Raw genomic sequence first — 25,657 nt, 5'->3', positions numbered from 1 at the left:
ATTTTATAATCAAGTGCCTAAGGTTCTAGTTGACCATGAAGAGTGCATTGGCAAAAAAGAGCTTCCCATTCTCCCAAAATCCCCTGAACAATGGGTTGTCCACCATATAGATCACCTGCCCCCTGCCAAATTGCTCGGAACCATAGATCAAGGATTTTGAGATTTTCTTTTGTGCCTTACTGCCTGCAAAACCCGAAAATGGCTTGGTGCTGTCCTCAATGTAAACGGCATTGCCCCCATCCAGATAATCGTAACTGGAGCTGCCCAGTTTCAAGGTGAAATAATCCGTTCCATAGCCATAGGCCAGTGGGTGGGTATTGTCCACCTTGGTCTTGAAGACCGCCCCGGTAATGGCATCTTTTATCTGTTCCCTTTCGGCATCCTCATAGGGGAGCGGGATATGGGTCTGTTCCGTCTCTTTTTCCTTTTCCTTTGTTTTGATGCCAAACCCTTTTTCCCCGTCCAAGGCACTGATGGCACCGCCCATGGCGATGATCTTGCCTCCTTTTCTTACCCAATCCTTCAGTTCGGAAAGTTGGTCCTCATTGAAATAGTTGCCATAACGGCCATCGGGCAGGATCAAAATAGTGTATTTGGCCAAGTCCACCCTTTTGGCATAATCATCATCAATAACGGTCACGGGATAATACAATTGTTGTTCAAAAAAGTGCCATATCTCACCAAAGCGAAGGGTTGAGGTAGGGCCGCCCGAAAGCACGGCAATCTTGGGCTCGGCGATCATCTGTACGTAAGATGAGCCAAAATCCTTTCCGGAATCCACAAAGCCGGTGCGGGTGGACACGATTTCTTTTTGATAGGTAGCTGAGATGGTTTGCAGCTTTCGCACAAAATTGGGGTCGTGGGCATTGTCACCTTTGGTGATGATCAAAGTACCGCGTTCAAAAGATTTGCCCTCAATGGAAAAGGGATGGTCCGTTTTCCGAACCCGGATGCCCTTTTTGATGAGTTCGGCCAAAAATTTGGCGTCCTTTAGGCTGTTCCAGTCCGTAAGATAGGCATAGCTGTCGGGGTCGATCATAGACTTGGGTGTTACATCCCCATTGTTCTGGGGTGCCACCAAGGAAGTTGAGGCAATGGCTTCCAATCCATAGGCATAGGGCAATGACCATGCGGTGATGTCATAGGTCAACGAGTCTGTTAGTTTGGCATTGGGCTCGAACAGCACCTGCACCAAGGTGCCCTTGGGCTGGTTGGTGGAGACCACCATTCCGTTTTTGTCAATGGACACGTTTCCATTGCTTCCAGAACCATAGGCATGGCCTTTGTAGGAACCGCTGGAAAGGTCCCCGAACTGGATTTCATGTTTTTCCAAAAGGGATTTCAGGGCATCCAGTTTGTCCTTGTTGCCCTTGAGCACGTAGCTTTTGTACTTGAAGTTTTGGTTTTGGTAGAATTTCTTGAATTCTTCGTTGAGTTTTTTGGCATTCTGGGAAGAAACCTCTACAGTGGAAAGTCCAGTGGTGAAATGATGCGCGATCCTGTCCTTTAGGGTGAGCGTGTCCCCGATCCCGGTGATTATCCCAAGACCGGCCCTTCCACTCCCCCCTTGTTCGTAGGTCATCCCGATTGAGCCGTTATAAATGGGAAAGGTGTCCCCGTAGCTGGGATAGAAAAGGTCAAAGACCTCTTTGGTAAAGTAGAACCATCCGTTGGCATCAAAATATTTGGCGTGGTTTTTTCCTAGTGTAATCTGAAAATCCCGTTGGAAATCTGTAATGACCTCATGATAGGGTTCGGCAGCGGGTGCAAAATAGTAGGGGTTGTCCACTCCCTGTTCGTGGAAGTCCACATGCACGTGGGGCAGCCAATCATTGAACTTCTTGATGCGCTGTTGGCTCTCCACTTGGGTAAGCCATGCCCAATCACGGTTCAGGTCGAACATATAGTGGTTGCTCCGTCCGTTCCACCATCCCTCATTATGTTCTTTACTGTTGGGATCCAGTTGATGGGGGGTGTTTTTGTATTGATTGTACCAATTGCTGTAGCGGTCACGTCCATCCGGATTGACACAAGGGTCCATGATAACAACGGTATTTTCCAAATAGGAGCCCTTGGAGGTCAAAAGCTCATAAATGGTTTTCATCGAGGCCTCGGTGCTCACACTTTCATTTCCGTGCACATTATAGCTGAGCCACACAATGGCCTTTTCGGAATTTCCGCCACCTTTGGTGCTTTTTAAATGTTCCTGGCGTATGGTTTCCAGATTGGCAATGTTGTCCGGGGAAGACACATAGGCCAGCAATAGGGGCCTACGTTCATTGGTCTGCCCATAAACGGTGAGTTTTATCCTATCTGGGGCCGCTTCGGCCAAATATTCATAATAGTCCACCACTTCGTGATGGCGGGTAAATTCCGTTCCAAGCTCATAGCCCAAAAATTCAGAGGGCGATTTTAGTTGCTGAGAAGTTGAGGAAAGGGCAAAGAGGAAGGCGGCCAAAAATAAAAATCGGGTCATGTATGGGTCATTAGTTCAAACCAAATCTAACAATAAATTCAGCTAGAGTCATAATTTTCAAGTGTCACATGGCCAAAAAAGTAATTAACGTATTTTTAGGATTAGTAAAAAAGAAGAGAATTATCTTTGACCACCTCATTCAGTTTTAATGGAAGTAGATTGTGTACCCTTTAAGGAAACAGGTTATTTTTCAAGGCTTATTTGCGATTACCTGGAACAACGGGAGGAACTAAAACCATTTTTCAACCGATTTCCCTTGCCCGAGAACTTTGAAGGACAGATCAAGGAAAAACAGGAAAACTATCCAGATGCCCATAGAGCGATTTTGGTGGCATCTTTGAAGGATCAGTATAGAGGGTTTGAGGCAACGGAAGCCACTTTGGGCAACATTGCTTCCTTGGAGGGCACCAATACGTTTACCGTGGTGACAGGGCATCAACTGAACCTTTTCACAGGACCCTTATATTTTTTGTACAAGATCGTTTCGGCCATCAACTTGGCGAAGCAACTGAAGGAGAGGTACCCGAACCATTATTTTGTGCCGGTATACTGGATGGCCACGGAGGACCATGATTTTGAGGAGATCAATTATTTCAACCTGCACGGAAAGAAGATACAGTGGAACAAAAAGGCATCCGGAGCCGTGGGAAGACTGTCCACAGAGGGTTTGGAAGTCCTTTTTGAAACACTGACCGCCGAATTGGGACAGACCACCAAGGCGGAAAGATTGAAGGACCTCTTCCGTAGGGCCTATATAGAGCATGACAATCTTGCGAAGGCCACCCGTTTTTTGGCCAATGAACTGTTTGGCGACCAAGGATTGGTCATTGTGGATGGGGATGACGCCAGTTTGAAGCAATTGCTGGTCCCGTTTGCGGAGAAGGATATTTTCGAGCATACCCCCTTTCACAGGGTCACGGAGACCATTGATGCGCTTGCCAAGGTATCTGCCGACTATACCATCCAAGTGAACCCTCGGGAAATCAATTATTTTTATCTCAAGGATGGCTTGAGGGAGCGAATTGTTAAAAAGAATGGCCATTTTTATGTGGTCGATACCCAGATCAAATTTACGCCAGATCAGCTCCGGGAAGAATTGGAGCAGCACCCCGAACGGTTTTCACCCAATGTGATCGCCCGGCCACTCTACCAAGAAGTGATTCTGCCCAATCTTTGTTATATCGGAGGGGGAGGGGAGTTGGCCTATTGGTTGGAACTTAAACCTTACTTTGAGGATATGGGAATCACCTTTCCCATGCTCCTGCTGCGAAACTCAGCTTTGCTGGTCACGGGGAAGCAGTACAAAAAAGCACAAAAACTGGGTGTAAAGATTTCCCACCTCTTCCTGAAACAGCACTCGTTGATCAACAAGAAAATCCGGGAAATCTCCAATATCGATATTGATTTTTCTCCCCAGAAAAAACTATTGGAAGAACAATTCCAACTGATGTACGAACTGGCGGAGCAGACCGACAAGAGCTTTTTGGGAGCGGTAAAGGCCCAGGAAGTGAAGCAAAAGAAAGGATTGGATGCCCTGGAAAAGCGGTTGCTGCAGGCCCAAAAAAGAAAGTTGAAGGACCATGTGGTCCGACTCACCGACCTTCAGAATGAACTGTTTCCCAACAAATCCCTTCAGGAAAGACAGCTCAATTTTTCCGAGATGTACCTCGAAATGGGGGACTCCCTTATTCCTACCTTATCGGATACCTTAGATCCATTCTGTGACGGATTCCTTGTCCTGAAATCCTGATCTAGGACAGAAAACCGATTTTTTTTAAAAAAAGTAAAAACTAGGTAGGGTATTTTCCCTTCTGGTTGTTTAGTTATTGAAAGTTGCTATGAAAAAGAAAAGTTTAAAGATTTATGAGTTGGTTAACTCATATGTTTAGGTTGGTTTTGATTTTATTGAAAAGCTCCGGAGTGGTTCCCGGGGCTTTTCGCTTTTATATCCATTTTCAAAAAGGAATCAGAAAAAATCCGAAAAGAAGGACCGGACCTCAAAATAGGTGGCTTCCTTCATGGTGTTAAACCGCAGCTCGGCATGTCCTACCCTTTCTTCGGGACCAATTCCAACGCTGTGGAATCCGCCTGCAATGGCAGCGTCGATACCTTTTTCGGCATCCTCGAAAACCACACAGTTGCTGGGTTGCAATTTTAATTTTTCGGAAGCGTACAAAAAGATATCTGGGGCAGGTTTGCTCTTCGCCACACTGTTCCCGTCCCCGATCACATCAAAATAATGCATGGCTTTGAGCTGTTGGAGCACCTTGATGGCATTTTTGCTGGCACTTCCCAAAGCGACCAAGAATCCTTCCTGCCGCAAATGGGTGAGCAATTCCTTGGCACCGGGAAGATAATCGTCGGGGGTCATGCTCTCCAAGCTATTGACATAAATGTCATTTTTCTTGGTGGCAAGCTCAACGATCACATCATCGGCAAGGGAAACATGATTGTGGTCCATGATGACCTTTATGGAATCCATTCGGGAAATTCCCCTGAGCTTCTCATTGAGTTCACGGTCAAAGTGCCAGCCCATTTCATCGGAAAGTTTTTTCCACGCTTCGTAATGCAACTCGGCAGTATCGGTGATCACTCCGTCCAAATCAAAGATGAATCCCTTGATCATGCTTTTTACTTTTTTAGGAAACGCAAAGAAATGACGAAAACTGTTAAGAAAAAAACTACATAAGGTTATGTTCTTACATTGGCGGGGAATGACAAAGGGCGCCATGCTGGTATCCATTGGGTTGGGCCACCTTTTTGAAAAGATGTCATAAATATCCTTTAAAACATACTTTTTCAACTAAAGCAAATTGCTATTTTTGCCCATGCATAACAACGTACTCATCTTGGATTTCGGTTCCCAGTACACCCAATTGATTGCAAGACGCGTCAGGGAACTGAACATATACTCGGAAATAAAGCCATACAACAAATTGCCCAAAGACCTTTCTGAATACAAGGCCGTGATCCTTTCGGGGTCGCCTTCCTCCGTTAGGTCCGAAACCGCACCACATCCCGATCTTTCTGGGATAAAAGGGAAAATGCCATTATTGGGCATTTGTTACGGGGCGCAATACCTATCCCACTTCCATGGGGGCAATGTGGCCCCATCGGCGACAAGGGAATATGGAAGGGCCAATTTGTCCTTCGTAAAAAATGAAGAGGAATTTTTGAAAGGGTTGGACCAAGGAAGTCAAGTGTGGATGAGCCATAGCGATACCATCAAGGAACTTCCCGAAGGTGGAATCCGTTTGGCAAGCACCCACGATGTGGAAAATGCGGCTTTCAAGATCGATGGCGAAACCACCTACGGAATTCAATTTCACCCTGAAGTTTACCACACAACGGACGGGAAAAAATTGCTCGAAAACTTTCTGGTGAACATCGCCGGATTAAAACAGGACTGGACCCCAGATGCCTTTGTGGAGACTACCGTTGAAGAATTAAAAGCAGAGATCGGTCAGGATAAAGTGATCTTGGGACTATCCGGGGGGGTAGATTCCAGTGTGGCGGCCATGCTGCTGCACAAAGCGATCGGAGATCATTTGCACTGTATTTTTGTGAACAATGGCCTTTTGCGCAAGAATGAGTTTGAAAATGTGTTGGTCCAATACAAGCACATGGGGCTCAATGTGAAGGGCGTGGATGCTTCGGCACGTTTTTTGGACGCGCTGAAGGGAGAATCCGATCCAGAGGGAAAAAGAAAGATCATTGGCAGGGTCTTCATCGAAGTTTTTGATGATGAGGCCCACAAAGTGGAAAATGCCAAATGGCTGGCGCAAGGCACCATTTATCCGGACAGGATTGAATCCGTTTCGGCAAGTGGTGGACCATCGGCCGTCATCAAGAGCCACCACAATGTCGGTGGATTGCCGGATTATATGAAACTGAAGATCGTGGAGCCCTTGAAAATGTTGTTCAAGGATGAAGTGCGAAGGGTAGGGGCCAGCATGGGCATGTCCGAATCCATTTTGGGACGTCACCCATTTCCCGGACCGGGATTGGGCATACGCATCTTGGGGGACATCACCCCGGAAAAAGTGGCCATTTTGCAAGAAGTGGATGCCATTTTTATTGAAGGTTTGAAAAAATGGGGACTTTATGACAAGGTTTGGCAGGCCGGAGCCATGCTTTTGCCCGTAGATAGTGTCGGGGTCATGGGAGATGAGCGTACCTATGAGAAATGTGTAGCGCTCAGGGCCGTTGAAAGTACCGATGGAATGACAGCAGATTGGGTGAATTTACCCTATGAATTCCTTCAAAAGACCTCTAATGATATAATAAACAAGGTCAAGGGCGTTAATAGAGTAGTGTATGACATCAGCTCAAAACCACCTGCAACTATAGAATGGGAATGAAAAAAAACATCTTACAACTGTTCATTGCGGTCATCTTTTTGGCGGCAATCCCAGTTTCCGCACAGAACTATGCCACACATGCCGTAAAGGAAGGGGAAACGCTACAGAGCATTTCCCAAAAATATAGGGTAACCCCATACTCCATTTTACAGGCCAATAAAGAAATCAAAAGTGCTTCCGATGTGAAGGTCAACACCATGTTGATCATACCCTTGAACGGGGCCGTTACCGTGGAGGACAAAAAGCCGGAACAGGAAGAACAGGAAGAAATAAAGCCCATTGGTTATACACGGCACAGGGTAAAGAGAAAAGAGACCATGTTCGGGCTTACCCAAAAATACAAGGTCACGGAAGAGCAGATCAAACGCTATAACCGCCAGTTGTATTCCGAGCAGTTGAAAAAAGGAATGGTGCTCCAGATCCCCAAGTTTCCCAAAGTGGATCCAGATGAGGAAAGGGACCTCGATTTTGAGACCTATACCGTCCAACCCAAGGAAACCAGATGGAGCATTGCCCACAAGTATGGCATTACCGTGGACAGTCTCTTGCTCTTGAACCCTAATTTGGACAAGACCAGCAACTATTTGGCGGCCGGGCAGGAACTGAAACTCCCCCGACCCAAAGGTGATAGCCTCAAGGAACAACAAGTGAACCTGTTCACATCCTATACCGTACCCCCAAAAATGACCCTCTATAGTCTGGGCAGGGAATATGGGATTCCTTCAGACTCCATTGTCAAGCTGAACCCAGAGGTGATGAAGCAAGGTGGCCTCAAGGAGGGTATGGTCATCCGTTTGCCCAAAAAAAGGGACACATCGGGGGCCGTGAACACTGAAAATTTCATCTTTTACGAAGTCAAGCCCAAGCAAAATATTTTCAGGATCACCCAAAACCTCAAAATTTCAAGGGAGGAACTTTTCCGTTTGAATCCCGATCTTGAAAACGGCCTCAAAGCGGGCATGGTACTCAAACTTCCGAAGGAAAAAGCAAAAGGACTGGAAGTGAAGAATGCATTGGTCCTGGACAAGATCAACCTTATTGATAGTATAGATGTAAAGAACAGGCCCAAATTGGTCTTTATGCTGCCTTTCAGATTGGACCGTGTAAATGTGAATGACAAGGAAAGGGCCGAAAGCATGATCAAGAGCCGAAGAGATCTTACCCTTAGCCTTGGGTTCTACACCGGAGCTCTGGTAGCCTTGGATTCCATCAAGAAATTGGGTGTTTCTGTCGATGTGAAAACATACGACACCGAACTGAGCCAGGCCAAGGTCAAGGAGATACTTTTCAGGGAAAACCTGAACGGGGTGAACGCCATCATTGGCCCAGTGTCCTCTGAGGCTTTGAACGAGGTTGCCGTGCAAGCTGCCACCAAGAACATCCCGGTGATCGCTCCGATTGCTTCAGAAAGCAAATTGAGCCATGGCAATGTTTTCTTTTCCGTGCCGCGCGATGCCGTATTGAGGGAGAAAATGCTCGCCTACATGAAAAAAATGCATAAGGGGGAGAATGTGATCATTGTGGCCGACTCCACCCATCAGGTGGCGCACGATTCCATTCTGTCCAAATTTCCGGCGGCGCAGATTGCAAAAATCATTGACAACAAGTCCCTCCATTTGGATAGGTTTTTGGTGAAACTCTCCGACACCAAGGAAAATTGGGTGTTCTTGGAAACGGATCAACCCAATATGGTGTCCAGCGTCAGTTCCATTTTGAACTCGGCCAACACGGAAAAGACAAAAGTGCGCATGTTCACCACTAGCTATAATGGGGCCTTCGAGGACGATGCAGTTTCCATGACCCATTTATCCAACTTAAGGTTCACTTACCCCTCATTTTATAGGGAAGCGGCCAACGACACCTTTGTCGCGGCCTATGAAAAACGCTATAATGGATTGAAGCCCGACCGATATGCGGTGCGTGGGTTTGATGTCACTTTTGATGTGCTGTTGAAGCTGGCCCATAAGAACAATCTTTTTGAAACCTCCAAGATCATTGGTCTAACGGAGTACACGGGCAACAGTTTTGATTATTTGAACGATTGGACCTCAGGCTACTTCAACCGGGCGTGCTATATTATGATGTATGAAGACCTACAGATCAAAGAAGTAAATCCAGATGACATCAAAAGTAACCTATAACGGAGACCTACGGACCACTTGTGTCCACGTCAGGTCAGGAAGTGAGTACATCACCGATGCCCCCGTGGACAACAATGGCAAGGGTGAGGCCTTTTCCCCGACCGATACCGTGGCGACCGGATTGGCCAATTGCATGATGACCATGATGGGGATCAAGGCCAGGGATTTGGGTGTGGATTTGACGGGTTCCATTGCTGAAGTGACCAAGCACATGGCCGCCAACCCAAGACGGATATCCAAAATCGAAGTGAAGTTTGAACTGCCGAAAGACGTGTCCGAAAAGAACAGAAAGATTTTGGTGCACACCGCAAACACATGCCCCGTGCACTACAGCCTACATCCAGACATTGAAAGGGTAATCGATTTTCATTGGGTAAGATAGTTTTCATCGGATGCTTGCTTTTTCTCGGTTTTTTGGGAGCTGCACAAGAAATTGAGGAGGGTGTTCCATGGGATGAAAACATACGGCTCACTTGGGCCGATTTTAAAGGAAAAGTGCCCCCTGCCGCCGTTCCTGCGGCCACAACTGCCAGTGGTATCAGCTATACCTATTCCGCAAATCTGTTGCACCACGAAGTGAGACTCGATTTTGAGGTGACCGCCTATTTTTACCCGAACGAATCTTGGTATAGGCCAACACTCTGTAACGACAATACCTTGGCCCACGAACAACTCCATTTTGACATTTCAGAGCTCTTTGCCCGAAAAATGCGCAATAGGCTAAAACGCACCTCATTTTCCGATGATGTAAAGGCCGAGGTACGGAAAATCTACAACGATATTCTTCAAGAACTTGATGACTATCAGGATCAGTACGATTGGGAGACCAATTTTTCCAGGAACAGGGAAAAGCAACTGGAGTGGAACCAAAAGATTGCCAAAGCGCTAAAAGACCAGTCAAAAAGGGGGTAAGACGAACCACCAAGATCATATACTTCCCTAAGACAGACAAAATCGATATGTTTGTAGGGCCTTGATGGCACACACCAAAATCAACCGTCATGAAAAGAACCGTACTGTTTTGTTTCCTATTTTTTACCGTTTTGTTGCTGCGTGCACAGGACGATCTACCGTTGAGGGGCTTGGCCATTGCCGCTCCCGATAAGGAAAACGTGGGACTTTTCGTGAAATTCATCAACGAGCAACTGGCCCCGAGGAAAATCAACACCTTGGTGCTGCGTGTCGATTACAATTTTGAATACACTTCACACCCTGAGTTGGTCGGCGAAAACCCGCTCACTCAAAAGGACGTGGACGCTATCGTTGTTGCTTGCCAGTCACACAATATCCAGGTGGTTCCGCAGATCAATTTGTTGGGGCACCAATCCTGGGCCGATAAGATCGGTAAACTGTTGGAGGTCTATCCTGAGTTTGATGAGACACCAGAAGTGAAAATTCCAGAGGAATACAAATGGCCCAACGCCGACGGACTGTACTGCAAAAGTTATTGCCCGCTTCACCCCGAGGTGCACAAAGTGGTCTTTGATCTTGTGGACGAGATCACAACGGCCTTTAAGGCCGATGCCTTCCATGCGGGGATGGACGAGGTGTTCTATATAGGCATGCCCAATTGCCCACGATGTAATGGAAGGGACAAGGCGGAACTTTTTGCAGGGGAGGTCACTAAGATCAGGAACCATCTGGCCAAGACCAATAAGCGGCTATGGATCTGGGGCGACCGCTTGATCGATGGCAAGACCACTGGATTGGGGATGTGGGAGGCCAGTATGAACAATACCCACCGCGCCATCGACCTTATTCCCAAGGATGTCATGATCTGCGATTGGCACTACGAACGACCTGACCCTACGGCCATCCATTTTGCCATGAACGGATTTGATGTGGCCACCTGCTCTTGGCGAAAGCCCCAAGTGGCCCTGGAACAGCAAGAAATGCTCAAAACTCTCCGAAAGAACGCCACCGCCGACATGAAACCCCGCTACAGGGGCATGCTGCATACCTCATGGACCAGCTTTTCCAATTTTCTGAAAATGTTCGAGGAAGAAAACCCCGAAGAGGAAAACGATGCCACTACGTTTAAGGCATTGTTTGAAAAATAGCCTGTTATATAGAGCTTACATTTTATATATCACACCTCATAAACCCATCCTTTAACGCAGCAATCTTGTCGTCCCAGGTGGCAATGAACTCTTGGGCCACATAACCGCTAAACCCGGTTTCATGGATGGCCTTGATGATGGCAGGATAATACAGTTCTTGGGTCTCATCGATCTCATTACGGCCAGGGACCCCAGCGGTGTGGTAGTGCCCAAAATAGGGGTGGTAGTTCTGTATGCTGCGGATAATGTCCCCTTCTTGGATCTGCATGTGGTAAATATCGAACAACAATTTAAAGTTATCGCTGCCCAAGTGCTTGCAGAGTTCCACGCCCCAAATAGAGCTATCGCACATATAATCGGGGTGGTTTTGCTGATTAAAAAGCTCCATCTGTATCACCACACCATGTTTTTCGGCCAAGGGCATGATCTGCGAAAGCCCGTCCACACAGTTTTGAAGACCGACATAATCGTTCATGCCGTTGCGGTTGCCACTAAAACAGATGAGGTTGGTGTAGCCCGCCTCGGCGACCTTCGGGATCATTTCCGTATAATTTTTGATGAGCTGCTCGTGGTATTTTGGGTTGTTCCAGCCCTCCGTCAAGCTGATTTCCGCGCCATTGCACATGGAGCAATGGATGTCATATTTCTTCAAGATATGCCATCTATCTGGACCTATCAAATCAATGGCCTTTACACCCAGTTCGTTCAGCGTCTGTAAAAACTCTTCAAAGGGAATATCGTTAAAACACCATTCGCACACGCTGTGGTTGATGTTGTGCTTCAGTTTAAACTCCTTCTGGGCCCCTTTATCCTGTGCAAAGCCGGACACGGATGCCAAACCTGCGGAACCCACAGCGGCTGTGGTTATAAAATTTCTACGTTTCATTATTGGTAATGATTGTTCAGCGAAAGATAGTACATTAGCCCTACAAATGGAAATACGGCCCGATACAAAACAGCTTTTGGAATTGGCACATTACAAGATGCCTTACGGTAAGTACAAGGGGCGTTATCTGGTGGACCTGCCCTTGCCCTATCTGGTGTGGTTCAGCCAAAAAGGCTTTCCCGAAGGGAAGTTGGGCAACTTCCTGAACACCATGCTCACCATAAAGGACAACAACCTGGAACCCATCATCAGAAAACTACAGAAACAATTTCCCAAGGAATCTCCCTGATTTCTGCGCAGCAATTTGTAACTTTACGCCCCGTAATAGAAGTTGCAATATGTCACAGACCAAGTACATTTTCGTTACGGGAGGCGTTACCTCATCTTTGGGGAAAGGAATCATCGCCGCATCCTTGGCCAAACTCCTACAGGCCAGGGGATACCGGACCACCATACAAAAATTGGATCCCTACATCAATGTGGATCCTGGAACGCTGAACCCCTACGAGCATGGCGAATGTTATGTGACCGACGATGGGGCCGAAACCGATTTGGATTTGGGCCACTACGAGCGTTTTTTGAATGTTCGTACTTCACAGGCCAACAATGTCACCACGGGAAGGATCTACCAAAGTGTCATTGAAAAGGAGCGCCGTGGCGAATTTTTGGGCAAAACCGTTCAGGTGGTGCCCCATATCACCAATGAGATCAAGGAGCGTATCCAGATTTTGGGCAAAAGTGGCGATTATGACATCATCATCACCGAAATCGGGGGAACCGTGGGCGATATCGAGTCCTTACCCTATATTGAAGCGGTGCGGCAATTGCTCTGGGAATTGGGCGAGCACAACGGAATTGTGGTGCACCTTACATTGGTACCCTTTTTATCCGCCGCGGGCGAACTGAAGACCAAGCCTACGCAGCACTCCGTAAAAACATTGATGGAAAGCGGTATCAAGGCCGATATTTTGGTATGCCGTACAGAACATGAAATTTCCGAGGACATCAAGGAAAAACTGGCCCTGTTCTGCAATGTGAAAAAAGAAGCGGTGATCCAATCCATCGATGCATCCACCATTTATGATGTACCCTTGATGATGCAGGAAGAAGGCCTGGATGCCGTTACGCTTGAAAAATTGGCCCTTCCCAACAACACGGAACCCAATCTGGACCAATGGAAGGAGTTTTTGGAAAGGCACAAGAACCCAAAAAATAAAGTGACCATAGGTCTGATCGGAAAATATGTGGAACTTCAGGATTCCTATAAATCCATATTGGAGGCCTTTATACATGCCGGTGCCGCAAATGAAGTGAAGGTAGAGGTGCGTTCCATACATTCGGAACACCTATCTGCCAAGAACATCGACAAAAAATTGATGGGACTGGACGGAATTCTGGTCGCACCCGGTTTTGGCGAACGTGGTATCGAAGGAAAAGTGATGGCCGTGCGATACGCCCGCGAGAACAATGTGCCGTTCCTGGGCATCTGTCTGGGCATGCAAATGGCCGTGATCGAATTTGCACGCAACGTGCTTGGGATGGACAAGGCCAATTCCACGGAAATGGACAAGGACACCGCATATCCCGTCATCAGTTTGATGGAAGAACAGAAATCCATCACCGATATGGGAGGGACCATGCGTTTGGGGGCCTGGGACTGTCATTTGAAAGAAAACAGTTTGGTCGAAAAAGTGTATGGCAGTGCTGACATTGCAGAACGTCACCGCCATCGATATGAATTCAACAATGCCTACAAGCAACAAATGGAGGAAGCCGGTTTGATGGCTTCTGGTTTCAACCCCAAGACAGGGCTCGTGGAAGTGGTGGAAATCCCGTCCCATCCATGGTTCATTGGGGTGCAGTACCATCCAGAATACAAAAGCACCGTGGCCAATCCACACCCCTTGTTCGTTGGTTTTGTAAAGGCCGTATTGGTCCAGAAGCAGAAACAAAAGAATGCCAGTTTGGCATAAACTGCGGTTTTGGACATATATTTGCCACCTGAAATAGCGATAATAGAGTTCTACTAAATAATTTTCATGGAAGAGAAGAAGCTGGATGTCAAGTCCATTATTGGATTTGTGCTGATTTTTGGGATACTTGTTTTTATGTTCTACCAAAATCAGCCTACCCCAGAAGAGTTGGAGGCCCAAAAAGCGGAGCAGGCCCGTGTGGAGGCTGCTGCCAAGGCGGCAGAGGAAACAAAAAATGATCCAGCACCCATCAAACAGGCGCAGGCCATTGACCTCAATGATTCAACTGCCGTCGCCAATTACAAAAGTGCCGTAGGGGCATTTGGCTTTACACAGGCATCCGAAGGGACCACCAAGTTGGAGAACGCGGTGCTCTATCTCGAAGTATCCAATAAAGGTGGGCAGATTGTCGAGGCCCGGATGAAGAACTTTGTCACTTTTGATTCGGTTCCCGTGTATTTGGTGAAGGAAGGCAATGCCAATTTTGCCCTGAATTTTTCCACGTCGGACAATAGGGTACTCAATACCGCTGACCTCTTCTTTGAACCCACGCTTTCAAAAAATGGGGACAATCAGGTGCTTTCCATGAAGGCCAAAGTGGCCGACAACCAATTTTTGGAATATCGCTACGAAATGAAACCCGATGAATACCTTTTGGGTTTTACGGTACGGTCCCAAGGCCTGAACGGTGTCATCAACAGTGGCAAACCGATTACCCTCGAATGGGACATGAAGGGCATTCGCCACAACAAGAGCGTGCAATATGAAAACCGCTATACCCGATTGACCTATAACCATGATGATGGCAACATCAGCAAATTGTCGGAGAGCAGTGATCTGGACGAAGAAACCGAGGTGGATGTAAAATGGCTTTCGTACCGACAGCATTTTTTCAGTTCCATTTTGGCAACGGACATCCATTTTGAAACCGCGCAAATGAGCTCCAAAAACTTGGTCGAGGACGAGAGCAGGGAAACCCGCTTCACCAAGGAATACAGCACCACGGCCCCATTGCAACTGCAAGGAGGGGAACTGTCACAGAACATGCACTGGTACTACGGTCCCACCGATGTGAAGGTGTTGGACGATTATAAAGAATTGGGCCTTGCGGATTCCATTCCCTTCGGATGGGGAATCTTTGGATGGATCAACCGTTATGTGTTCACCCCTTTCTATGGGTTCCTGAGCTCTTTCCTTCCCTTTGGGATCGCCATTATCGTGATGACCATCATCGTGCGGTTGGTATTGTCGCCCGTCACCTATAAATCCTATCTCTCACAGGCCAAGATGAAGGTTTTGAAGCCTGAGATCACCGAAATCAACGAGAAGTACAAGGACAATGCGATGAAAAAGCAGCAGGAGACCATGAAGCTTTACAACAAGGCAGGGGTGAGCCCCATGAGCGGTTGTGTGCCGGCATTGTTGCAGTTGCCCATTTTCTATGCGCTATTCATGTTCTTCCCCACATCCTTCGCTTTGCGGCAGAAACCCTTTTTGTGGGCGGAAGACCTTTCATCCTATGATGTCATATTCAATCTACCGTTCACCATCCCATTTTATGGGGACCACGTGAGCTTGTTCCCTATTTTGGCATCGGTGGCCATTTTCTTCTATATGATGATGACCACAGGGCAAAGCATGCAGATGCAACAACAGCCTGGCATGCCCAACATGAAGTTCATCATGTACCTGTCGCCCATTATGATGTTGTTCTTCTTCAACAACTACGCCAGTGGGTTGAGTCTCTATTACTTCATTTCCAATCTGATCACCATTTTTATCATGTTGGCGATAAAGAACTACATTTTGGACGAGGACAAGATCCATGCACAGATCCAAGAGAACAAGAAGAAACCCAAAAAAGAGAACAGGTTCCAGCGCAAGATGCGTGAGATGATGGAACAGGCCGAGGAACAGAAGAAAACAGGGAAAAGATAGTTTTCGGCTGAATTTTTTGATGGTCGATTAAACCTATGATGTCGAACGATGTCCAATTGGGGTTAACCATCAATTCAGCCATATGAAAAATCCAAGATTGACCTTATTGTTCTTTGTGTTCCTTGCTTTGGGAACAACGGATTATGTGGAGGCTCAAGTGAGGCGCACCCCACAGGAACAGCGCACTGTCAGAAGAAAAGTCCGTCGTCACAATCGACGTGTTGTGAGAAGGACATTACGGCGACTTCCGGCCAATACCAGACCTATATTGTTCAGAAATGTCACCTACTATCCCGTCGGTGGAATGTACTTTGTTCGCCACAAAGGCGTGTATGTCCGTACATTTCCGGTTAGGGGGTTGAGGTTACGGGTGTTGCCCACAGCAACAGTGCGTATCGTGGTCCGGGGAGTTCCCTATCAATATGCGGACGGTGTTTTCTATTGGGAAGATAACGGGGAATACGAAGTGGTGGCCCCTCCTGTTGGGGCCGTGGTGAAGGAGTTGCCCAAAGATGCGGAGGAAATCGATTTTGATGGCATCACCATGCACGAATTGAACCAAGCCATTTACAAGGAAGTGGACAATGGTTATGAAATCATAGAGGTGTTGGAAGAAGAGCCTGAAGATTAATTTGGGTTCATTTTGAAAAAAAACTCCCCCAAAAAAATTCTGGGGGAGTTTTCCATATTTCGGTTTAGTTTGGAAAGATTTGGGACTTCAAAGATGCGTCATATTCAAGCGGAAAAAAAGTAATAGTTGTCAAACCATTGGTTTTTGTAGTAAAGATTTCCCCTTTTGATGTGTCATCGATGAACTGCAATTTTTAAGGACAAAGGCCCTTTGGAAATCATTTCCAAAGGGCCTTTGCTGCAGTATAGAAACAACTCAAATCTTAGTTTGATGTATCAGGAATCATTACAGTGTCCAAAACATGGATCACTCCATTGATGGCCTGTACATCAACCGCATCGATACCTATTCCGGTATTCCCCGCACCATCGGTCACATCGGCAATGTTGTCATCGGTTCCGGGCAGGTTGATGGTGATGGCATCCCCTTCCAAAGTAGTGGGCATGATGCCGTCGGACAAATCGCCTGACCTCACATTGGCGCCAGCTATCACATGGTGTTGCAACACGCTGGTCAACAAACCACCGTCGATATCTGCCAATCCATTCCACATATCGTTGCTGTCCAATAAGGCTTGGAAAGCATCATTGGTCGGGGCAAATACGGTAAATGGTCCTACTCCGGACAGGGTGGCCACAAAGTCAGGTTGACCTTCCGCAGTCAATGCAGCTTGCAAAGAATCGAACATCGGGTCGGCAACAGCAAAGGTTACTACTGTTGGTAAATCGATTACGGCATCCACGGCATGGATCACACCATTGGTCGCCACAATATCGGCCAAGACCACGTTGCTCGTGCCATTCAAGGTTACTCCATCATCCGTGTTGATATAAAGGCTCAGATTTTCATCGGTATCAAATTCGGCGGCAGTGTTCACATACGAATTTGTCAATCCAGAGGAGAAGGCAGCAGCACCTACCACCACATGGTTGGATAGGATTGCATTCAGATCATTTCCATTTGGATTTGTGAATGCACTAAAGGCGTCATTCAATGGAGCAAAAACAGTGAAATCCTCTTCCTCATTGGAAAGCAGATTGGTGAAAGTGGTGTTTCCGCCATCGGTCAACGCACCTACCAAAGAAGTCAAATTTGGATTGGCCACGGCATGATCCACGATATTGGGCAAGTCGATCACGGCATCCACTACGTGCACAATACCGTTCAGCGCTTTGACGTCGGGCATCACCACGGTGGATACTCCATTAAAGGTTACACCGTCAGAAGTATCGAAGAACAAACTCATGTTCTGGTCGCCCGCACCAACAGCGAGTGTACTTGTATATCCTGAACCTAGACCTGTCAAATCTTCTGAGGTCACCTCACCACTGATGACGTGGTTGAGCAGTACATTGGTCAATACATCCACAGGAACATCTTCCAAGGCAGCACCATTCAAGAAGGTCTCAAAAGCCTCATCGGTGGGAGCCAAAACAGTGAATGGTCCATCTCCTCGCAACACAGTGGGAAGGTTTCCATTGGCAGCAACAAGGGCCGCCACTAGGTTTTCAAGGTTCTCATTGCCTATGGCAAGATCGGTGATGGGAACCAACAATACATCGGCCAGTGCATCCAACGCAGCTTGTGGTAACAATACCTTATCAATGATGTGTACAACACCATTGGATACCTCGATATTGGCAGTGGTCACTTGGGCGGCCTCAGCAGTGGCATCGCTGAGGAAAACCCCGCCTTGTGTGGAAACTTCCAAAGTGGATCCTTGCAAAGTGGTGATGGTCTGCCCGTCGCTTAGATCAGAGGATAGTACAGCCGCATCGGCGACAACATGGTAAGTCAAGACCACGGCAAGTAGGTCCTGCAATTGCTGGGAGTTGAAATCGTCCAGCGAATCAAAGCCATCCAATTGGGCCAACAGGTCGGCAAAAGCTTCATTGGTGGGCGCGAATACCGTAAAAGGACCTTCGCCGCTCAAAGCGGTTACTAGGTCATTGTTGGGACTTTCATCTGCTTTTTGAAGCGCGCTGACCAAACTGCTCAATTGTGGTGTCGCTTGGGCTGCAGCAACAATGGTAACATCATTTTCTGGTGGGTCGGTGGGTCCGTTGTCATCATCCGAGCAGGATGCGAAAATCAATAACAACGATACTAATGCAAAACGGGATAGGCTTTTTAATGCTTTCATAATCTTGTTGTTGTATTTATGTTTAATGTTTTAAAGATAAAGTTAAACAAATTAAAATCCATTTTGTTTAATAAAAATTGTAAAAAGTTTAACATTTTTAATTTTTCTTCATTTTGAAAAGTTTGCCACAGAAATCCGACTGATATCGGATATCGTTTTAATGCGTGTTATTTTTTATTTTTGTAGCCTTAATGATGTGAAATGAAAAAGGTTGTTGTAGGACTTTCGGGAGGAGTGGATTCCAGCGTTGCGGCATATCTCCTTAAAGAGCAGGGGTATGAGGTTATCGGCCTTTTTATGAAGAATTGGCATGACGATTCTGTGACCATTTCAGAGGAATGTCCATGGCTGGAGGATAGCAATGATGCCCTCATTGTGGCCGAAAAATTGGGTATTCCGTTCCAAACTGTCGATTTGAGCGCGGAATACAAGGAGCGTATCGTGGATTATATGTTCAATGAATATGAGAGGGGACGTACACCCAATCCGGATGTGCTCTGCAACCGCGAGATCAAGTTTGATGTCTTTCTAAAAATTGCAATGCAATTGGGGGCCGACTACGTGGCCACAGGGCACTATTGTAGAAAAGGCACCATCCAGCATGAAGATGGTACCGAAACCTACCAGTTGTTGGCGGGAAAGGATCCCAACAAGGACCAATCCTATTTTTTATGCCAATTGTCCCAGGAGCAACTGTCCAAGACTTTGTTCCCGATCGGGGAACTGTTAAAGCCTGAAGTCCGAAATATCGCCGCTGAGAACAATCTCATCACCGCCGATAAAAAGGACTCCCAAGGACTCTGCTTTGTGGGCAAGGTGCACCTGCCCGACTTTTTGCAGCAAAAATTGAAGCCCAAAAAAGGGATCATTGTGGAAGTGCCCAGTACTGCTTCCCAATTTGCCATAGCTGTTCCCGAATTTCATAATGAAAAGGAGAAATTGGCCTTTCAGGCGGAAAAACCCATTTTTTCCTTGGAAGATGGTAAAGTGGTGGGAGAGCACCAAGGGGCCCATTATTTTACGATTGGGCAACGCAAGGGTCTGAATGTTGGTGGCACCAAGGAACCTTTGTTTGTCATTGAAACCGATGTGGACAAGAACATCATTTACACCGGGCAAGGGAAAATGCACCCCGGACTGTACCGGAACACACTTTTTGTCAAAGAGGATGAATTGCATTGGGTGCGTCCCGATCTGGCCTTAAAAGAAGACCAAACCATGGAAGTGATGGCACGTATCCGGTACCGTCAACCGTTACAGAAAGCCACCCTCTACAAAGTAGGGAACGGACTGTATGTGGATTTCCAAGAAAAACAATCGGCCATCACCGAAGGGCAGTTTGTGGCCTGGTATGTGGAAGATGAATTGGTGGGGTCTGGAGTGATTTCGTAGCTTATTGCTATCTTCCTACATTCTGAACTAAGTTTAGAATCTCATGATTATAATTTTAAATTGATGTGAAACTGAAACCTGCCCATCCAGCAGGCAAGTTCAATTCAACAATTCTTAAAACAATTTGACACAGAAATCCATAATTATGAAAATTTGTTCAGTTATTCTTATCGTTTTTATATTTTTCAGTTGTAATACACAGAAACAAGTTGTGGAGCACCCTATTGAACAAAATAGAGAGAAGGAATGTGTTTTGCCAAAGTTTTCGAAAACAATTAATTACAGGAGTACAGTTGAAAAATATAAATCTATTTACAAAGACACAATTATAGAACTTGAGTCAATTAGAGCCAATTCAATTGAATACAAAACAATATTTAACCTGAAAAATTCTGAACACTCTTTATGGATTATAATAATCCAAGAGAATATTTCGGATTCAATTTTGATTGATTGTGTTTCCACAACAAAATGGGTTGAGTCTAACTTTAACATAGATAAGTGTGAAATTATAATTGATTATGAAAACTTTGATAATAATGGGCTGCCTAATGACGGGGGGACCGAAATAGTCAATTTTTGATAAAGGTCATAATTTTTGAAACTCAAAAAAGCGATGGTCTTAATTCAATACATCTATTTAGAATGCAAAACGGAATCATCCAACTTTTCGGAATAGAATATCCCATCATCCAAGCAGGAATGATCTGGGCCAGCGGATGGCGGTTGGCCTCGGCCGTCTCCAATGCCGGCGGATTGGGATTGTTGGGCGCGGGAAGTATGTACCCGGAAGTATTGGAGGAACATATCATCAAGTGCAAAAAAGCGACCGACAAACCCTTTGGGGTGAACGTTCCCATGCTGTACCCGGATATTGAAAAGTTGATGGAGATCATTGTCTCCCATGGGGTGAAAATCGTGTTCACTTCCGCGGGGAATCCGAAGACCTGGACAGGTTTTCTCAAAGAGAAAGGAATTACCGTGGTGCATGTGGTGAGCAGTGTCAAGTTTGCCCTGAAAGCCCAAGAGGCAGGGGTGGACGCGGTTGTGGCCGAAGGTTTTGAAGCGGGCGGCCATAACGGTAGGGACGAGACCACGACCATGGTGCTGATTCCTTCTGTAAAGGAAAAAATCACTGTTCCACTCATTGCTGCGGGAGGCATTGCGACAGGAAGGGCCATGCTGGCCGCTATGGTACTCGGAGCGGATGGGGTGCAGGTGGGGAGCCGCTTTGTGGCCACCCCCGAAGCGTCTTCACATGAATCGTTCAAAAAAAGAGTGGTCGAGGCACAGGAAGGGGATACCCAACTGACCTTGAAGGAGCTCGCTCCCGTGCGACTGCTCAAGAACAAATTCTACCAAGATGTGCAGGAGGCCTATGCCAAAGGCGCATCAGTGGATGACCTGAGAACATTGTTGGGAAGGGCCAGGGCCAAACGTGGTATGTTCGAAGGTGATATGGAAGAAGGGGAACTTGAAATTGGCCAAGTTGCCGGTCTGATCCATGCTGTGAAGCCTGCCGCCGAAATTGTGGCCGAACTGATGGCCGAATTCCAGAAGGCAAAGTTGGAAGTGAATGGTTATTAAACCGTTCGGGCAGAAGCTTTCCACACTTTTTCATACATTTACCCCAGAGCAATGAGAACACTTATCCCCACACTAGTTTTTTTGGTGCTCGCTTCCTATTGCCATGGGCAAGTGGAGCGGGACAAGGCACTCCATTTTTTGGGCGGCAACCTATTTGGTCTGGCCGGAGCAGGAATCGCTAAACAGGCCTCTGAGGGCAACCGTATCTGGACCTTTGTGGGTTCGGTCGCCGGAAGTACGCTTATAGGCTTGGCCAAGGAAGCGGTCGATGCAGGACAGCGCGAGAACGGTTGGGACAACGACGATTTGGCCGCAACGGTCTTGGGAGGTGTCACTGTAGGGGTCACCATTGATCTATTTTCCAAAAAGGACGATAAAAAAAGACTGCGTGGCCGCTATTCCCAACTGGATCTGAAAAAGAAAAAAACCTTTCCCTATCCAAAATCTGAATTTGTGGTATTGGATGGCAACCTTCCCAGTTTGAACACTTTGGGACTTTCTTACCTATCACTTTAGATTAGATAAGCCCCCTTGCCTTGATTTCCAAATATTTGTTGATGGTGTTGACCGTCAAGTCCTCCGGTTTGGTCAGGATGGTCTGGATGCCGTGTTTACGGAGTTCATTCACAATGAGCTTTTTCTCATAAATGAACTTTTCGGCAATGGTCTGCTCAAAGATCTGATGCACCGTTTCCGCCTTTTTATGGGCAAATTCGTTCAGCTCTGTGTTTTCAAAGAAGATCACCACCAACAGATGCTGTTTGGCCATGGCCACCAAGTAGGGAAGCTGCCTGTGCAGGGCATCCATGGTCTCAAAATTGGTATAGAGCAGCAAAAGACTCCGTTGGTTCAAGCTTCGTTTTACGTCCACATACAAGCGACTGAAATCACTTTCGATGAAATTTGTCTCCAGGTTGTAGAGCGTTTCAAGGATAAGGTTCATCTGGGAGCTTCGCCGCTCCGCTACCACCCTGTTCTCGATTTTGTCACTAAAGGAGAACATGCCGGCCTTGTCCTGTTTTTTTAGGGCAATGTTACTGATCACCAAGGTGGCGTTGATGGCATAATCCAAGAGGCTGAGGCCATTGAAGGGCATTTTCATCACCCGTCCCTTATCGATCACGGAATATACGGGTTGTGATTTTTCATCCTGATATTGGTTCACCATCAATTGCCCCCGTTTGGCCGTGGCTTTCCAATTGATGTTCCGGATATCGTCGCCAAGCACGTAGTCCTTGATCTGTTCAAATTCCATGGTGTGTCCAATACGCCTGATCTTCTTCAGGCCATATTCGTGCAAACGGTTGGTGAAGGCCAGCAGATCGTACTTTTGGAGCTGGAGGAACGAGGGGTAAACGGGAACTTCCTGTGACTGTCCAAAAGTGTGCTTTCTGGCCAAAAAACCTATGGGCGAGACCGCAAATATGTTCAGACTTCCAAAGGAATACACCCCACGTTCGGTGGGCCGTAGTTGATAGTGGAACATTTTTTCCCCACCACTGGGCAGCTTGGTCTCCAACAGAAAATCCCTTTTCTGGAACTGGAAAGGAATCTCATCGATGACCTTTACTTTTACAGGGAACAAATATCCGTTCATCAATTGGAGTTGGATCGGGTTTTCGTCCCCATTGGAGAGTTTATCGGTCAAGATTCGATGTCCTTGGACCTTTCCTTTGGAAGCAAATAGCAGGATGATGTCAACAATCAGCAATAAGACCAAAACGAAGAAAAGCACCTTCAGTGCGCCAAAGAGGTTGGGGACCATATACGAGATCACAAATCCCACGATGAGTGCCGTGAGGATCATGAAAAATCGTTTCTGCAGGTATATGGGTCTGAAGAGCCTTTTCACTTTTTATCTTGGGATTTCGATGCCGTCCACGATTTGTTTCACCACCTGCTGGGCGGTCAATCCTTCCATTTCCCTTTCCGGGGTAAGCAAAATGCGGTGTCCCAAAACGGGAATGGCCACTTTTTTGATGTCATCGGGCGTGATGAAATCCCTGCCGTTGATCGCGGCAAGTGCTTTTGAAGCATCCATGATGGCAATTGAGGCCCTGGGCGATGCCCCCAAGTACAGATTGGCATTGCTCCGTGTGTTGTCCACAATGGAGGCAATGTATTTGAGCAGGTTTTTCTCCACAACAATTTCCTTGATGGTATCCTGGTACTCCGCAATCTGCTTTGCAGAGAGTAGGGCATTGACGAGGTCTTCCTCCACTTTGGCTTTCTGTTCGTGCTTGCTCTCCAAGATCTGGATTTCCTCTTCCAATGAGGGGTAGCTCACATTGATCTTGAAAAGGAAACGGTCCAATTGGGCCTCGGGCAATCGATAGGTGCCTTCTTGTTCAATGGGGTTTTGGGTGGCAAACACCAAAAATGGGGGTTCCATAGCATATTCCACACCATCCATCGTGATCTGTCTTTCGGCCATGGCCTCAAAAAGGGCGGCCTGCGTCTTGGCAGGGGCCCGGTTGATCTCATCGATGAGGATGATGTTGGAGAACAATGGCCCCTTCTTGAACTCAAATTCAGAAGTTTTGATGTTGAATATGGAGGTCCCCAAAATATCGCTCGGCATCAGGTCCGGGGTAAACTGGATACGGCTGAAATCCACGCTCATGGTCTTGGCCAGCAACTTGGCCGTGACGGTCTTGGCCACCCCGGGAACCCCTTCGATGAGGGAATGCCCGTTGGCCAAAATGGAAATAATGAGCAGTTCTATCATATCCTGCTGCCCAATGATCACTTTGCCCAGTTCGGACTTTATGTTGGAGACAGCTTGCTGTAGTCGGGTCAAATCCACGCGGGAATTGAACTGTAGTGCGTCGTCTTGTGGTTCTTGTTCTTCCATATATTACTGCTTAAATGCGGTTATTTTTTTGTTGAGTTCTATGCTTTCCTGCTCCGTGTGGGCATTTTTATTTTTTAGTTTCAAGATATATTCGATCAAAACCTTGGTTTCTTGAATGTCCTTACCGGCTTTGGCCGCCAGTAGCTGTATGGTCTTTTCGTTGATCTGTGCCGTTTCGATATGGTACTGACTGCGTATGTGGGCCAAAAAGTAATTTATTTTTTTGTTGATCAGGTCCGTGTAGTCTTTATTTTGATGGTACAGCGACCCAACGGCCTGTGCAAACTCCACCGAGGAATTTTTTAGGGGTTCAATGATGGGAATGATGCGCTGTTCCCGCTTACCCTTGAAGATGACAAAGAGCAGGATGCCCAAAATGGACAAATAGTAGGCCCATTTCAAGGAAACTTGGTTGAGCACAAAACGCATGGGAGAATCAATGAACACCCGGCCGGATTTTTTGTAATTGTCCCAGTACAGCACATCGGCATCCTGGAGATAGGAAAAGGTATGGGCCACATAGTCCGAATTGCCCTTGAGCATATAATAATTGGAATAGGCCTGTGGGGTTGTGGAAATGATGAAATGGCCCTTTCCAAAGCGGGTCTTGATGAGATTGGGTTTGGTTACCTCTTCGTCCGGCTCTCCGTCCAGATAGTTTTCAATGGTATAGGAGATATGCCCCAAAATGGTGGTCCTGATGGAATCCACACTGGTAAAATAGGAGTTGAACACCCCTCGGGACAGTTTAAACTCCTCCTTTTCGAATTTTTCATGGGTAAGGTCCAAAATGGTCGTGCCCTCTTTCAAGGAATAGTCGGCCCCAAAATCGATGTTCAGGGTATCCATCAGTTCCCAACCAAAACCAGTAGCGGCAATGAAAACGGTGTTTCCTCGGTCCACATAGTCCAAGATCTGATTGGTTTCCTGCTGGTCCAGGTCAATATATTCGTTGATGAACATATAGTTGGACGTTAGGGACGAATCCCGATCGATCAACACATCATAGACACTTTTATCCACCGTTTCAATCTCACTATTGGGGAAAATGGAAGGGAGTTCGTTGTACAGCACAAAACACCCGAACGGGATCTTGTCCACCGAAGTGTACGATGGCCGCCAGTTTATGGGCCTTGGCCGCACAATTTCCGTAATGACGATCCCGACAACGACCAGGGCAAATACCGCAATGACTATTTTCGATTTTCGGTCCAT

The 25,657-nt window shown here is 46.8% G+C and carries 20 protein-coding genes; 13 read left to right on the top strand and 7 right to left on the bottom strand.

What is annotated here, in order from left to right; translation table 11 throughout:
* Positions 1-25: 25 nt before the first annotated feature.
* Positions 26-2,476 carry a M14 family metallopeptidase gene (locus FOT42_RS14550; protein ID WP_151891264.1) on the bottom strand — a complete coding sequence of 817 codons (2,451 nt, stop codon included), beginning with the start codon at positions 2,474-2,476 and terminating at the stop codon, positions 26-28.
* Positions 2,477-2,624: 148 nt separating this feature from the next.
* Between FOT42_RS14550 and bshC the strand changes: the two genes are divergently transcribed.
* On the top strand, positions 2,625-4,226 hold the full coding sequence (gene bshC, locus FOT42_RS14545; RefSeq protein WP_151891263.1) for a bacillithiol biosynthesis cysteine-adding enzyme BshC: 1,602 nt from the start codon (positions 2,625-2,627) through the stop codon (positions 4,224-4,226).
* Between the two features lie 216 nt (positions 4,227-4,442).
* Here the strand turns inward: bshC and pgmB are convergent, their stop codons facing one another.
* Positions 4,443-5,102 (bottom strand): beta-phosphoglucomutase, encoded by a 660-nt coding sequence (pgmB, locus tag FOT42_RS14540; protein WP_151891262.1) that lies wholly within the window; start codon positions 5,100-5,102, stop codon positions 4,443-4,445.
* A gap of 202 nt (positions 5,103-5,304) precedes the next feature.
* On the opposite strand from pgmB, the gene guaA reads away from it, so the two are divergent.
* The 5 genes from guaA (at position 5,305) to FOT42_RS14515 (ending at position 11,038) form a co-directional block, all read left to right on the top strand.
* Complete coding sequence (gene guaA, locus FOT42_RS14535) at positions 5,305-6,837, top strand: glutamine-hydrolyzing GMP synthase (protein ID WP_151891261.1); 1,533 nt, start codon at positions 5,305-5,307, stop codon at positions 6,835-6,837.
* Positions 6,834-8,978: a LysM peptidoglycan-binding domain-containing protein gene (locus tag FOT42_RS14530; RefSeq protein WP_151891260.1), complete on the top strand. Its 2,145-nt coding sequence runs from the start codon at positions 6,834-6,836 to the stop codon at positions 8,976-8,978. Before guaA ends, FOT42_RS14530 begins: the two co-directional genes overlap by 4 nt.
* Entirely contained in the window at positions 8,956-9,360 is a 405-nt protein-coding gene (locus FOT42_RS14525) for an OsmC family protein (protein WP_151891259.1), read from the top strand. Before FOT42_RS14530 ends, FOT42_RS14525 begins: the two co-directional genes overlap by 23 nt.
* Positions 9,348-9,890 carry a DUF922 domain-containing protein gene (locus FOT42_RS14520; RefSeq protein WP_151891258.1) on the top strand — a complete coding sequence of 181 codons (543 nt, stop codon included), beginning with the start codon at positions 9,348-9,350 and terminating at the stop codon, positions 9,888-9,890. Before FOT42_RS14525 ends, FOT42_RS14520 begins: the two co-directional genes overlap by 13 nt.
* 89 nt (positions 9,891-9,979) lie before the next feature.
* Entirely contained in the window at positions 9,980-11,038 is a 1,059-nt protein-coding gene (locus FOT42_RS14515) for a family 20 glycosylhydrolase (protein ID WP_151891257.1), read from the top strand.
* 22 nt (positions 11,039-11,060) lie between these two features.
* Here the strand turns inward: FOT42_RS14515 and FOT42_RS14510 are convergent, their stop codons facing one another.
* Positions 11,061-11,924 carry a hydroxypyruvate isomerase family protein gene (locus FOT42_RS14510; RefSeq protein ID WP_151891256.1) on the bottom strand — a complete coding sequence of 288 codons (864 nt, stop codon included), beginning with the start codon at positions 11,922-11,924 and terminating at the stop codon, positions 11,061-11,063.
* A 46-nt stretch (positions 11,925-11,970) separates the two neighbouring features.
* Here FOT42_RS14510 and FOT42_RS14505 point away from each other — a divergent pair, with 46 nt between their 5' ends.
* The 4 genes from FOT42_RS14505 to FOT42_RS14490 all read left to right on the top strand — a co-directional run bounded on the left by FOT42_RS14505 (position 11,971) and on the right by FOT42_RS14490 (position 16,466).
* Entirely contained in the window at positions 11,971-12,213 is a 243-nt protein-coding gene (locus FOT42_RS14505) for a DUF3820 family protein (protein WP_119619397.1), read from the top strand.
* A gap of 49 nt (positions 12,214-12,262) precedes the next feature.
* Positions 12,263-13,897 carry a CTP synthase gene (locus tag FOT42_RS14500; RefSeq protein WP_151891255.1) on the top strand — a complete coding sequence of 545 codons (1,635 nt, stop codon included), beginning with the start codon at positions 12,263-12,265 and terminating at the stop codon, positions 13,895-13,897.
* 66 nt (positions 13,898-13,963) lie between these two features.
* Entirely contained in the window at positions 13,964-15,835 is a 1,872-nt protein-coding gene (yidC, locus tag FOT42_RS14495; protein ID WP_151891254.1) for a membrane protein insertase YidC, read from the top strand.
* An 82-nt stretch (positions 15,836-15,917) separates the two neighbouring features.
* A complete protein-coding gene (locus FOT42_RS14490) occupies positions 15,918-16,466 on the top strand; it encodes a DUF6515 family protein (RefSeq protein WP_151891253.1) in 549 nt (182 codons plus the stop codon).
* Between the two features lie 262 nt (positions 16,467-16,728).
* Here the strand turns inward: FOT42_RS14490 and FOT42_RS14485 are convergent, their stop codons facing one another.
* A complete protein-coding gene (locus FOT42_RS14485; protein ID WP_151891252.1) occupies positions 16,729-18,609 on the bottom strand; it encodes a fasciclin domain-containing protein in 1,881 nt (626 codons plus the stop codon).
* A gap of 201 nt (positions 18,610-18,810) precedes the next feature.
* Between FOT42_RS14485 and mnmA the strand changes: the two genes are divergently transcribed.
* The 3 genes from mnmA to FOT42_RS14470 all read left to right on the top strand — a co-directional run bounded on the left by mnmA (position 18,811) and on the right by FOT42_RS14470 (position 22,104).
* A complete protein-coding gene (gene mnmA, locus FOT42_RS14480) occupies positions 18,811-20,001 on the top strand; it encodes a tRNA 2-thiouridine(34) synthase MnmA (RefSeq protein ID WP_151891251.1) in 1,191 nt (396 codons plus the stop codon).
* A 645-nt stretch (positions 20,002-20,646) separates the two neighbouring features.
* Positions 20,647-21,588, top strand: a complete 942-nt coding sequence (locus tag FOT42_RS14475; protein WP_151891250.1) for an NAD(P)H-dependent flavin oxidoreductase — start codon at positions 20,647-20,649, stop codon at positions 21,586-21,588.
* A gap of 51 nt (positions 21,589-21,639) precedes the next feature.
* Complete coding sequence (locus tag FOT42_RS14470; protein ID WP_192938410.1) at positions 21,640-22,104, top strand: YfiM family lipoprotein; 465 nt, start codon at positions 21,640-21,642, stop codon at positions 22,102-22,104.
* A 1-nt stretch (position 22,105) separates the two neighbouring features.
* On the opposite strand, the gene FOT42_RS14465 is transcribed toward FOT42_RS14470, so the two are convergent.
* The 3 genes from FOT42_RS14465 to FOT42_RS14455 are packed head-to-tail and all read right to left on the bottom strand — an operon-like array spanning position 22,106 to position 25,657.
* Positions 22,106-23,395: a DUF58 domain-containing protein gene (locus FOT42_RS14465; RefSeq protein ID WP_192938409.1), complete on the bottom strand. Its 1,290-nt coding sequence runs from the start codon at positions 23,393-23,395 to the stop codon at positions 22,106-22,108.
* A 48-nt stretch (positions 23,396-23,443) separates the two neighbouring features.
* Positions 23,444-24,442, bottom strand: a complete 999-nt coding sequence (locus FOT42_RS14460; RefSeq protein ID WP_151891248.1) for an AAA family ATPase — start codon at positions 24,440-24,442, stop codon at positions 23,444-23,446.
* Positions 24,443-24,445: 3 nt separating this feature from the next.
* The gene (locus FOT42_RS14455; RefSeq protein ID WP_151891247.1) at positions 24,446-25,657 is read right to left on the bottom strand and encodes a DUF4350 domain-containing protein; all 1,212 of its coding nucleotides are present in this window, start codon (positions 25,655-25,657) and stop codon (positions 24,446-24,448) included.

The organism is Flagellimonas hadalis, assembly GCF_007785775.2.
GTDB lineage: Bacteria > Bacteroidota > Bacteroidia > Flavobacteriales > Flavobacteriaceae > Flagellimonas > Flagellimonas hadalis.
This window is presented reverse-complemented; position numbering and strand designations above follow the sequence as displayed.